Origin of the sequence: Desulforhopalus sp. IMCC35007, assembly GCF_005116575.1 — a bacterium.
GTDB lineage: Bacteria > Desulfobacterota > Desulfobulbia > Desulfobulbales > Desulfocapsaceae > Desulforhopalus_A.
Genome location: NZ_SWCN01000049.1, coordinates 1 through 12,095, shown reverse-complemented (window position 1 = coordinate 12,095; position 12,095 = coordinate 1). Strand labels below are relative to the sequence as shown.

The window sequence follows — 12,095 nt, the reverse complement described above, 5'->3', positions numbered from 1 at the left end:
ACGGATATTTTGCACTGTTGAGCAATGAGATCAAAGATGCAGTCGAGGCGCTGGAGATCTATCGAAATAAAGACCTGGTGGAAAAGGCCTTTGATAATCTGAAAGAACGGCTGAATCTACGCCGGACAGTCGTCTCATCGGAACAAAGTTTGAACGGTAAGCTTTTTGTGCAATTCATTGCCCTGATTTTTTTATCCTCTATCACGAAGAGAATGCAGGAAAATAATCTGTTTAAGAACTATACGATGCAGGAGGTGTTGGACGAACTCAACATTATTGAATGCTTTGAAGTGCCGGGACAACAGCTTCAGATTGGGGAAACTACGAAACGCCAGATTGAACTTTATACTAAATTGGGTGTCACGCCACCGGCATCGTTACAATAGCCCGGGAATTTAGGTTGAAAGATATTCATCTCAATTTCGCCAAACTACGGCAATACTTTGTTATTCGTGATATTTCGACCAAGTAATTAAGTAGCCCTTTTAAAATGTCTCAGTGACACCATTGACTTTCACAGGGCACCCCATCTCCATCACCATCCATCATAGTTCCAGGGCAGTTTTGTATGTAGAATGTTGCCTCTTCACAGGAGGTCATTTGAGTGCAACGGGTCTTGCCTGCACAGGTGTATCGCGAAGAGCTAAAAGTATTTGATTGCTGTATGTCGGCTGACACCCCTTGAATGTTACCGGATTTAAAATGATTAAAGATGGTGCCACCAGCACCAAACAATACAACAATGCAAAGAATGAAAAGTCTCCAGCTATTGTTTTTTGCTTGATGCTCTTTGTAATACTTTTTCGGTCGAGATGGGGCCTTTTTGACAATTGGTGCCGCACCTTCTATTACCGCGTCATACGCTTTTGATTTTCCTTGTTCATCAATTTTAACATAATAAAAAATGATATCGCCAACGATAGGCCTTCTGGGAATGTTTCTGTCAAACGCTGAAATGTGGACAAAAATCTCTTTCTTGCCCTTTTCTGGTGTCAGGAAGCCAAAACCTTTGTCATCAATCCATTTACTCAGAATTCCTTTTGATCGAATGTTTGCCATTTTTCCCTATTACTTGAAAATATTCCTATTACTTACAGCACCATACAAAAACAGTTTTTAATAATACTGTCATTGTTGTCATACCGACAGAGATATGTGGACTTTCTAAACGCACTTTTCTCTACACGATACGAAAGTAGTATCAACGCTGGAACTCTGCTGAAATGGAGCAGGTCAGAACACGAGTCACATCCGCCTTGCCAAGAGCCAGGTTTGGCGGTGGCTAACCTTAACTGGAAGAACTCGTTAGCCGTGATCACCGTTGCGTAATAGGGCTATGAACTCCTCAAACATTGGCATAGTTTTGTGTCTTGTTCCCACCGGCGCAACTACCCCCCATGTGGCTTTTGATTCAGTATATATACTTGCCACGATATTAAAAGGTCCATCATCAAGAGTACCTACAGGTATCCAATAATAGTCAAATTCTCTTAACGGATTAGGAACTGGTGAACCACAAAGGGAGCAAAAATCCGATCGAAAACCAGAATCTTTGACCCATGACTTTATGTTTTCTTTACCTTTTGTCCATTGGAAATTTCTTAGAGGGACTACTGTGCCAGTGTTTGATGCGGAGCCACCTTGTTTGCGACACAAAGAACAATGACACTGATAAATATTGTTACTCATATCGGTTATACTGAACTCTATGCTTCCACACAAACAACTTCCTATTGTCTTCATTTTGTTTACTCCGCCCTCACCGTTTAACAGAGTGATACGGGCTGTACTATTATTTTTAACTGCATAAGTAGCAGATTTATTGGTGATATACGGACCTGGATGATCACAAATCTGAGTTTACCTCTCAACACATTTACTCGGATTACAATCTCAAACGTATCACGTTTTTCTTGAACTCCGCAATTTTTTTTCTTTGCTAGGTCGCGTGCAAGATAGTAACTGACTATACATCACAAATCAGCTTGACTGAGTGTCTACATATTTCCACGAGATCATAACCCAAAAAAGTGGTGGCAAATAGAAAATTTTTCCAGATTCTTATCGCTGTTCCCTTGACGAAAACTGTTCGAACTTAACATTATCCCATCTCATAACAGTGGTCTTTATCCAGTAACTTATTTGCCATTCTGTGTTGATTTCTTTTGCACAAGACGTTTGAGACTTTTTACTTCACTTCTGCGTACAGAGACGACAAGGCCTTTTTCATTTTCAAATGTGATCGTGTCTTTTGTGGCGGCGACGTTTTCTGAATATACTCTGCCCCCTGAGGCAAACTCTATTTCATAAAAAGGTCTGCTGCCCTCTGTTGGCTGTGAAGACGCCGCAGCAGTTTTCTTTGATTTCTCGATCTCGCGCATTGCCTTTTTAATTTGATCATCTGTAAAATTGTACTCTTTCGGCTTTGTATCTTTTTGTGAAGGGGCCGGTGTACCAGTACTTTTCTTTTGAATTTCTGACCTTAGCCTCACATAATTTTTGTTTATGAAATCAACTATTACCGGCTGGAAGTAGAATATGGCAAAGGCAACGACGACAATGGCGATACAAACGGCAAGAACAGTTTTTCGTTTAACGAATGGTGCTTTCTTCTCTTGCCCAACCTTTGTCTTCTCTTCCTGGATTTGCGGCTCTCTGATGGAATTCTCTTCGGTTTCTAAGTCCAGACTCAAGTCACTGATCTCGACTTCAGCAAAATCATCACTGCTTTCATCTGGAGTTGTTTCAACCACCTCAAAAGCATCTATAATATTGCCGTCCTCCAGTTCCTGGCTCTGATCTTCCAGATCAATGGTCCCTGCATGGGTCGACTGCAGATGGGCAAGATGCTCCCTATCTGTTTTTTCACCTGGTGGCAAACGTATTTCATCGATAATTTTCAGGAAATTCTGAACCTCTGATTCGGTGAAAAGTAGAGCCTTTTTGGAGCTGATATAGTTGATATACTCCATTCTCTCGGTCACATTTTCAGGCATTTCCGTTTTAAACTCACTTTCCCCCACAAAAACGATCAGGGAAAAGAGCCTGGTGTGATCGATACCTAGGACTTCAGCCAATGTTCTGGTGTGCTTGTAATTCTGGCGGAGTGGATTTTGAAATTTTCTGCTGTTTCCGTTGTTTTTCTGAGTCCATTCTTTTTCATGCTCCGAACCAAAGATCCAACCGGTCATATTCTTTGTCTCAACAACAAAGATTCCATATTGAGAGACGATGATATGATCTATCTGAGTCGTCCCCCCTCCAGTTGGCAGGGTGACATTTTCAACGAGATGGTAGGTTTCCGTATCAAGAAGTCCTTTCGCCATCATATTGACGACAAACTCACCCCAAAGTCCTTTTTTCTCCATAGATGAACCGAAGATTGCTAGAATGATGAATAAGCCCGGTCGACAAAAATATTATGCCGCCGACTTCTTTTGCAGAATTTCAATCGTGGCAAAAGGTTTTTCATTTTTGCCTTGCCGACTCCTGCTGCTTTATGCTGACTTTATTTTCCATTGATACAGGGCGGCAACAGATATTCTTGCACAATTTTCCAGGTATTTGCAAGATGTTATAATGGTGAGGTGTTCTGAAAGAAGCTGCGGGCATACTGCAAAGTGAACTGCCGACTGTGCTGCAATTGCCTGAGTATTGAACAGATGGAGGAAGCGGGGCCACCAGAGATTGGCAATTACCCCGCTTCCTCTGTCAAAGAGCGTACAACTGAAATGTTTAATTGAGCAGTATTACAATGTCAGCGACGATTTCTTCATTTCTGACAAGGGCAATTCCTTCCAGCCCCGCAAAGTTTTTCCAGCTTTTTTCAGGAGAGCGAAATTGGTAGAGCCGGTCTCCCTCTTCCATTATCTTCAGTATATTACGCCACTGAGCGTTGTTATAGCCAAAGGGGATGTTGCGGCCATCTACATGTACCATGTTTGCTGCTTCAGCCTCTTCTCTTGAAATCTCAGCCCGCAACCATGCCCGTTCTGATTCGATTGGCTCAAGATAAATGGCAGTATTCTGATTTTTCACATAATCCACCAGTCTTCGAAAGAGGATAACCGGATACAAAGCAACGATTATAAAAGACAGGATCAGTCGATACATAAAGAGCTTCGCTGCATGGAAATCTTCATCTTTTACCAGACAATGCATCTTCAGATCTGCCACTTCCCAATCGACCAGTTTTCGAAATGGTGATTTCAAAACAACCAGTACCATCCCAAGTGATAAATAACCTATTATGTATTCCATACCCGTTCCTCCTCTTCTTCTATTTTGTCCATTTATCTGCAAATCCATTGTGATACACCAGAGTTGTATCACAACCTCAGTAGTAGCAAATGAGTAGCGCGACTCTATGACAGGAGAAAATGACACCCTTTTTGAGATACGCTTGATCTTTCGCTTTCCCCTAAAGTATCATGGTTGGTCGGACAAATAATGTCCGACCACTTTTTGGGGAGAAAAAAATGGGAAAATTTAAACCGCAGCACAGTCGACTGCTGTTTATCGATAAAGAGATTTCTACAGGTAAATATCCTGACTGCAGTTACTTAGCCCGTGAATGGGAGGTGAGCATCAAGACAATCCAGAGGGATCTGGAATACATGCGCTATCAACTGGATGCACCACTGGAGTATTCCGCAAAACATCGTGGCTACCACTACACAGAGGAAAATTTTAAGCTTCCGGCCCTGTCAATGAAAGAGAGTGAGCTGTTTGGCATGTATCTCTCCGAGAAGCTTCTCGCCCAATATGAGGGAACACCAATTTACAAAACCCTCTGTTCTGTTTTTGAAAAAATTGAGCAATCCCTGCCGGATAAAATTTCAATGGACCCCACAAAGGATCAGAACAAATTTACGGTCATCCCTCCCTTTAGCACCACTGTCGTACCTGAGGTATGGGAAACACTGATTGACAGCCTGCGAACATCACAACGGATACGGGTAGAATACAACCCCCCCGGACAGGAACGGGTAAGGCGGGATCTGGACCCTTACCATGCCGTTCGTTTTGAAGGGGACTGGTATATCGTAGGACACTGTTACCTGCGTGATGACATTCGTACGTTCAGTATGTCTCGCATTGTATCTGCTAAAAAAACAGGAAACAGCTTTACAATACCCGAGGATTTTGACTTCAAAAAACTCTCAGGAAGTCATTTTGGCGTCCATTGGAGCAACGAGGAATTCCAGGTCAAAATCCGCTTTAGCAAAAGGGTTGCGGATTATGTTGAGGAGCGAATCTGGCACCCAAGCCAGAAAATAAAAAATTGTGACAACGGCGATGTTATCCTGACCCTGTCTGTAAACCATCTTCTTGAACTCAAAAGATGGATTCTCTCATGGGGAGAAGATGCCTATGTGATCGAGCCGGAATCTTTTGCCACAAATATAAAAGAAACACTGATACATTCTGCCAGACATTATTGAAGAGCTGCCTGGGAGGCTGGCCGAGAATAGTAATCTTCTCTCAAATCGAGGCATTTTGAAAAAATAAGCGCAGGCATATAGTTGATACTCCGATCATTATTTTTTAAAAATAACGAAGAGTTGGGTGAACAGGGCATTTTCGGACAGCCTCCTAGCGGTAACAAAGCTCCACAATAGGGAACTCCCAGACATCACCATGGCATATTTGCTTGAAGCTTTGATCTGTTATGGCTTCACGATAACGGCGTACCATGGCAACAACCCGCACCGACTCGACCGCCTCCACCTGCTGCCACCAGCGCTCCTTTGCCAAACGGGAGAGACGCGCCACTGCAATATCTTCGCTGTTGAAGAGTTCCAGATGGTCTTTTACCCGTTCAAGGTAAAGGGTATCTCCGACCTGAAGACGGGCTAAAGCCAGGCGAGCAGGATGCCCCTCCCGTCGAACCCCTGCAAAATCAAAAAACAGGTCTTCCATCCCCAGAAGGGTATGTTGCACGATTGACTGCTGTACATCAAGGGTGAGTTTTAATTGCCGCTCTATCGCCCAGCTCCCAGTGTCAGCTGAAATGGCCATGACATGTGGATTTGGATTATCTGCAATTTTAAACAGCTGCAGAGTCTCCCGGGCACGAGTCATGGCCACATAATACAGGCGCCTTTCTTCCTCTGCCTCCATCTCCTGCAAATCCGGCCAATGATCACCGAGCAAAAAGACATGGTCAAATTCCAACCCTTTTACCGAATGGACGGTGGACAGGAAGACACCACGGCCCAGATTGCGTGAACGACGCTGATCCGCAAAAGCCTCAAAAAAATATTCTTCGATAAGAGGTACAGGCTGGGGAATATCACCGGTTTCCTCCAGCCAGTCATAAATGAGCCGTCTCAGATTGGTCTGCCAGATATTGTCTTTGGTTACATCTTCTGGCAGCCGTTGAAGCAAAGATCCTGCGTCTAATAATGTACCCTTTTTTTCCCGAAGAAAATCAAGAAACAGTGCATTCTCCCGTATCTTGTGCAAGGCGGGAAAGCCACCACCCCGTCCCCAATGGAGATTGACGGGGATGGCATTTGCCTCAAGAACGGAACGGACCAGGTCAAGCCCCTTCCATTCCCTGGCAAGAACAGCACAGCTGTCAAGATCAAACGGTCCTTCGAGCCCTTTCAACCGCAAAAGCTCCTCCACCAGACCAAAGGCCTGCTCCTGCACGCCTGCCACCTCCAGGAGCTGTACCCGGCCACGTGAGAGAAAGTCACTTATCTGACGGTTACCGCCTGCAGGGAGCATGCGCCGGGCGTCGTTGACCCTGATTGGATGTTCCGTCTTCATCCGGTCACTATTTTTGCAAATAAGCTGATTGGACGCCGCGATGATGTTGGCCGTTGACCTGTAGTTTTCTATGAGATAATGCTTTTCCGCCTGGTAATCTTCTTCAAATCTGCGGATAAAGCTGACATTGGCTCCCCTGAATCGGTAAATGTTCTGGTCGTCGTCTCCAACTGCAAGAATGGTCAGCTTCTGGTCCTGCTCCGCCATGGTTTTACCTGCAAGCAGGGATACCAGCTCATACTGCTCCTCATCAATATCCTGATACTCATCCACCAGAATATGACTAAACCGACCAATAAGTGTTTCCCGTACCGAATCAGCGGCAAAGCCAAGGGGTTCCGTCTCGCCCTTCAACAGTTGGACGGCATCGGTTATGACCTTGATAAAATCGATATCCCGTTCACTATTTCGCTGGGCAGAGACTGCAATCGACCTGCCGGTCAAGCGCAGAGCAAGGCCATGAAAGGTGAGCGTTGTCACCCGGGCCATATCCGCGCCTACAAGTTCTTTCAGTTTATTTCTCAGGCCGACAATGGCACTCCGGTTGAAACAGAGAACCAGAATGGCTGCCGGATCAACCCTCTCAACCCGCAGCAGATACGCAACCCGATGGGTTACCACCCGCGTCTTACCCGATCCAGGGCCTGCAAGCACCAGCATGTTCTTCTCAACAGGAGCCGCGACGATGGCCGCCTGGGCCTTATTCCTGAGATCATCAACAATTCGGGCATAGGATTGCTCGCTGGTGGCCCTGTCCAATACCTTTTTTCTGCCAGGGAAATAGCGCTGTACAAACTCTTCCTTGTCGTCATTGAAATAGGATGTCACCAGCCGCATGGCGGTACTGATTCTCTCAAGCGCCTTTCGTGCATACTCATTCATCACATGGATCTGGAAATTGCGCTCACTGTAGTGGGTCTTCAGCGGTGAAAAATCCTGAATCGTGTAGCGACGACCGTTGATGTCGGGGGAAAGACGCAGGGTCATGGCCTGCCGGAAGACCGCCAGCCCCTGTTGTAATTCGAGCACTCTTAGTTCATGCATGTAGGTCAGAGCCCGCTCAGCTGCTGCCAATGGTTTTTTCAGCTGGGGTAAGAGCAGGAGATCTCCTTTGAGTCCTTCAACAATACCTTCCAGGGTAAACTCAACCCGAAGATTGGCATTAGGTTTTTCAGCGGATGTGACCGTGGCAAGAATAACCTGCAGCGCTATGAACGCAGACTGCTGACGGATTCGTACGGTGGCCATGATGGCCTCCCAGTTTCTTTGCAGAAAGACAGTGAAACAGTTGTTACCTGTCGCTCTGATACCTACGCTCCCGCTTTGCCCGGCCAGCCCTTTTCCATCCCGCCCAAGGCCATAGAGCAACATCTTCAGGACCTGAGGGCTGCTGTCGGTATAGCCTTTATCGACCAGCCTCTGGTTTATTTGCCGCAGGTCAAGCTCAAGAGCTTCGTTCAAGTCAGCGTCCGGGGCAAGTTCCTGGAGATTTGCCAGGAACTCCAGTTCAAGAGTGCAAATTCTTTGCAGATGTAGAGAAGCATTATTACCCACCTTATAGCGGAGATAGGCGGACAACGTCATCTCCTTGGAGATTAAGTTCTGTTCCGCCATGTCGTGCAGGGTGCGCAGTACTCTTTGGGTTTCCGTCTCGTACTTGCCATCTTCTTCAGCTGTGGCAAAAGATGAGAGCGAAGCCAGTTCATCGGCACTAAAGCCCGTCGTCGAACCTTCTTTTGCCATGAGCGCCTGCAGAATATCCAGCCACCGTTCCCTCTGCCTTTTCGACAAACCAAAGCTGGCTATCTTCTTGGCGGCTTCGTCCATATTGCGTACCAGAATCCTGCCCTGAAACACCTTGGTATTGTTTTCGTTACGTTCAAGAAACCCTGCCCGCTCAAGCCAGGCAACCGCCGTCCGCACCCTGGTATCACCATCGTAGAGAGCGTCAGGATCAATATCGACCTCATCACGCCGGAGCAATTCCCCCGCAGTCAGGATAACCTCCCCACTTCCCCGTGAAGCCGCCTTGATGCCGCGGAGCATCTGAGCAATTTCTCTTTTAGTGAGACGCGACATGGCACTGAGCTGGAATTGCTTTTCGATATCCTGCTCGTCAAAAACCAGGATACACTCCGCATCCTGCCGGTCTCTTCCGGCCCGGCCAGCCTCCTGCAGGTAGTTTTCAAGTGAACCCGGAATATCCGCATGCAATACAAGCCGGACATCCTCCTTGTCAATCCCCATGCCAAAGGCATTGGTGGCGCAGATTACCGGGATATCACCTTCGATGAACTGTTCAAGAATGCGCTTTTTCATCGATGGATCAAGCCCTGCATGAAAGGCTTCGGCTGTATAACCCGCACCTTGTAAAAACTCCGCAAGCTGTTCTGTATTTTTCTTTGTGGCGCAGTAGATCACCACACAACCCTTGCCGGTAAAACGCTGCCTGAGCAGCTCCAGAATGGTCTGTCGTTTCTCGTGTCTCGTGACCAGATGCACCTCATAATGCAGGTTGGTGCGTTCGTGACCTCCTTCAAATTTTGCCACCCGCAGACCAAGTTCTCTCTGGATGGTGTCGACGATCTCTGCCTGCACATCCCGCTTTGCGGTCGCTGTAAAACATTGGACAGGCGGAATCTGCACGCTGTTTCTCGTTGCAAACTCACGGATAAAGCGGATAGCGTAAAAATAATCAGGCCGGAAATCATGCCCCCATTTCGACAGGCAATGGGCTTCATCAAACACCCAGGCCCCGATCTCCCTCTGGGATACCGTCTCCACAAAAGATCGGTTACGCAGCTGCTCCGGAGAAACATAGAGGATACCGAGATCACCCAGCCGAACGCCTTCCATCACCTCGCCTCGCTCCGGCATGGTGAGCATGCCATAGAGGGCCGCAGCAAGCCTTGTACCTGTCTGCTTTGAGAAGTTGTCTACCTGGTCTTTCATCAGGGCCTGCAGCGGTGAGATCACGATGGTCAGCAGGTTGCGCTGCTGATAGCGCATAAGCGCCGGCAGTTGATAACAGAGGGACTTGCCGCCCCCGGTTGGCAGGGTAGCGAACAGTGTTCCACTGCCTGCACCTGCGGAGATAACCTCTCCCTGCAGACTTTGCCCCTCTGCTGTTACGGGTTGGGGCCGGAAATCATCAAAGCCAAAAAATCGCTTGAGAAAAGACCGGGGATCATGATGCTCCCGGCAATAGGCACACCCCGGTTTGTCGCAGCCATTTTCCCGTAAACTATGAAGAAGTATCGATATCTGTGGAAATTGATGGCGGACCCAGGGAGGCAGTACAGAATTGCCACCGGCCACAGACAACCAGGCAACAACATAGGCCAGCAGCGATTGACTTGCCCCGCTCTTGTCATCCCATAACTGCTCCACCAGCCGGTCAACCGCGGTTGTACAGGCGTGTTTTTTGGCAAACCAGCTGAAGGCCTCATACAGGTCATCACCTTCAAGGAGCGGTACTCCCATTGCGGCAAGCGCGGCTCCGGTCCCTGCAAGCTGAGAGTCTGCCTGCAGAAAACCGCGGTACAACACAGGTATATCTGAAGATTCCGCCAACTGCCCGGCAAAAGCCTGCCACTGCTCAGCAAAGACTCGTCCGGCAAGCTTTGCGTCCTCCAGAGGGTCATTCACACTGTCACGTACCAGCTGATAGTCTTTGACCAGGCGATGATAGGGGTTTGCAGGATAGGCAAGCGGTGAGAGATAAAGGGTGTCAATCGCCGGTTTGACAAGTACCTCAAGATCGGGAACCAGCTCACGTAACTTCGGAATGTCGTGATTTAAAATGTTATGGCCGAGGAGATAGTCTGCCTCCCTGCCAAAGGCGCTGAAGTCTTCAAGTGTCTGCTTGTTGAGTGGCTTGCCAGCAGGGACTGAGAAGGTTTTCTCGCCCAGTACAGCACCGAGACAATAGACCACACTTTTCTCATTCATCTCGATGTCAAAAATGAGACAGCGGTTGAGAAAATCCGTTATCGCCTTTTCAGAGGCTAGTCGATCTCCCCCTTGATCACTCGCAAACAGGTCCATATTCCGCCATACGTTCGTTTTCCCTTCAGCTACACTACAGCCCCAACTTGCCCTCGATACTCATTGTCAAATGAAATAGGCCTGCCCGGAAAATCGGTCAACAAGTATGCCCGGTTGACAGGCCATCTTGATCCGTGGGATATCCAGGCAAAATACAACTCATGTTTAACATAGAAAAATTAATATCTATAAAATATAAAGACATACAGCTATAAAATATTGCCAGTGGCACTACATTCGTATTGTTTTGTGTCTGTTAACCGTTTTGGAAAGGTTGAAGAAGAGGAAAGTTGTACCGGGAATATCGAGGAGATTTTAGAACTTGGGTTTGGCTGTAGGTGGTTTGGCGGGATAAGAAGAGCCTTTGCTTTTTTTGCCTAAAGCTCGCTGTTTGTTCGTGATATCCTGTAAATTCTGGCAATAGGAGCCAACTGTTGTTCCACTGTACGGTCGCTGACCGTTCTACCCGCTACACATCATTGCAAGCCGTGGGCCTTGAGTTTTTCCCAAAGATTTTTTCTGCTGATACCCAACAGATGAGCGGTTTCTGTACGATTGCCACCGCTGTAGTTCAGGGCGTTGCGGAGACAGGTTCGTTCAAAGGCTAACAGTTGGTTACTCAAATTAAAATCTAATTCCTGCTGTTTATGATGTTGGTTAATCTCAGTGGGCAGGTCTGCCGGAGTTATTTCTGGCCCCCGACAGAGTACCGACGCTCGTTCCATCAGGTTTCGTAACTCTCGGGTATTGCCGGGGAAATCATACTGTTTCAGACAGTTTATTGAAGCGGCAGTTATTTGAGCCGACCTGCCGTGCAAGGTGTTAAATTCATCAAGAAACACCTGGCACAGCTCTTCAATATCCTCTTTATGATCTCGTAATGGAGGCATTTCCAGAGGAATGACCCGGAGCCTGTAGAGAAGGTCCTGGCGAAAATTACCTGAAAGCACCTCTTTTTGCAGATCTTTTGATGTACAGGCAATAATGCGGACATCTACATGGATGGTTTTACTCCCCCCGACCCTTTCAAACTGGCTTTCCTGAAGAACTCTGAGCAGCTTTGCCTGTAGTGGTCCGGGCAGATCACCAAGCTCATCCAGCAGAAGAGTCCCGTTATCTGCAAGTTCAAATTTCCCCTTTCTTTTTTCTGATTACCACTAATCTTCAGCTAATTTTTGGGTAGGACGCTATTTGTCCTACCAGTTATGGGATAATACCTCTAAATTCAAAAGGAGGTCACCCATGGCTAAAAATAAAGTTCAATTTCAAAA

Annotated in this window: 7 protein-coding genes and 2 pseudogenes; 2 read left to right on the top strand and 7 right to left on the bottom strand. The window is 47.0% G+C overall.

Annotation, left to right across the window (positions count from 1 at the left end; translation table 11 throughout):
- Positions 1–386: pseudogene (locus tag FCL48_RS24405) on the top strand (transposase); the annotation flags it as partial.
- 109 nt (positions 387–495) lie between these two features.
- On the opposite strand, the gene FCL48_RS24400 reads toward FCL48_RS24405, so the two are convergent.
- The 4 genes from FCL48_RS24400 to FCL48_RS24385 form a co-directional block, all read right to left on the bottom strand.
- Positions 496–1,059 carry an excalibur calcium-binding domain-containing protein gene (locus tag FCL48_RS24400; protein WP_136876668.1) on the bottom strand — a complete coding sequence of 188 codons (564 nt, stop codon included), beginning with the start codon at positions 1,057–1,059 and terminating at the stop codon, positions 496–498.
- A gap of 246 nt (positions 1,060–1,305) precedes the next feature.
- Positions 1,306–1,743: a GFA family protein gene (locus FCL48_RS24395; RefSeq protein WP_136876666.1), complete on the bottom strand. Its 438-nt coding sequence runs from the start codon at positions 1,741–1,743 to the stop codon at positions 1,306–1,308.
- A gap of 395 nt (positions 1,744–2,138) precedes the next feature.
- On the bottom strand, positions 2,139–3,368 hold the full coding sequence (locus FCL48_RS24390; protein ID WP_136876664.1) for a nuclease-related domain-containing protein: 1,230 nt from the start codon (positions 3,366–3,368) through the stop codon (positions 2,139–2,141).
- 367 nt (positions 3,369–3,735) lie between these two features.
- Positions 3,736–4,260 carry a hypothetical protein gene (locus FCL48_RS24385; RefSeq protein WP_136876662.1) on the bottom strand — a complete coding sequence of 175 codons (525 nt, stop codon included), beginning with the start codon at positions 4,258–4,260 and terminating at the stop codon, positions 3,736–3,738.
- 218 nt (positions 4,261–4,478) lie between these two features.
- Here FCL48_RS24385 and FCL48_RS24380 point away from each other — a divergent pair, with 218 nt between their 5' ends.
- Positions 4,479–5,444, top strand: coding sequence for a YafY family protein (locus FCL48_RS24380; protein ID WP_169309370.1), 966 nt, complete (start codon positions 4,479–4,481; stop codon positions 5,442–5,444).
- Between the two features lie 151 nt (positions 5,445–5,595).
- Here the strand turns inward: FCL48_RS24380 and FCL48_RS24375 are convergent, their stop codons facing one another.
- The 3 genes and pseudogenes from FCL48_RS24375 to FCL48_RS25715 form a co-directional block, all read right to left on the bottom strand.
- A complete protein-coding gene (locus FCL48_RS24375) occupies positions 5,596–10,824 on the bottom strand; it encodes a RecQ family ATP-dependent DNA helicase (protein ID WP_136876658.1) in 5,229 nt (1,742 codons plus the stop codon).
- Positions 10,825–11,300: 476 nt separating this feature from the next.
- Positions 11,301–11,549, bottom strand: a complete 249-nt coding sequence (locus FCL48_RS25720; RefSeq protein WP_256374315.1) for a helix-turn-helix domain-containing protein — start codon at positions 11,547–11,549, stop codon at positions 11,301–11,303.
- A 165-nt stretch (positions 11,550–11,714) separates the two neighbouring features.
- A pseudogene (locus tag FCL48_RS25715) lies at positions 11,715–11,960 on the bottom strand (sigma 54-interacting transcriptional regulator); the annotation flags it as partial.
- Positions 11,961–12,095: the final 135 nt, after the last annotated feature.

What these genes read in the sequence shown, in the direction of transcription:
- FCL48_RS24400 (WP_136876668.1), bottom strand. Translation starts at nt 1,059, where the DNA reads ATGGCAAACATTCGATCAAAAGGAATTCTGAGTAAATGGATTGATGAC.
- FCL48_RS24395 (WP_136876666.1), bottom strand. Translation starts at nt 1,743, where the DNA reads ATGAAGACAATAGGAAGTTGTTTGTGTGGAAGCATAGAGTTCAGTATA.
- FCL48_RS24390 (WP_136876664.1), bottom strand. Translation starts at nt 3,368, where the DNA reads ATGGAGAAAAAAGGACTTTGGGGTGAGTTTGTCGTCAATATGATGGCG.
- FCL48_RS24385 (WP_136876662.1), bottom strand. Translation starts at nt 4,260, where the DNA reads ATGGAATACATAATAGGTTATTTATCACTTGGGATGGTACTGGTTGTT.
- FCL48_RS24380 (WP_169309370.1), top strand. Translation starts at nt 4,479, where the DNA reads ATGGGAAAATTTAAACCGCAGCACAGTCGACTGCTGTTTATCGATAAA.
- FCL48_RS24375 (WP_136876658.1), bottom strand. Translation starts at nt 10,824, where the DNA reads ATGGACCTGTTTGCGAGTGATCAAGGGGGAGATCGACTAGCCTCTGAA.
- FCL48_RS25720 (WP_256374315.1), bottom strand. Translation starts at nt 11,549, where the DNA reads ATGGAACGAGCGTCGGTACTCTGTCGGGGGCCAGAAATAACTCCGGCA.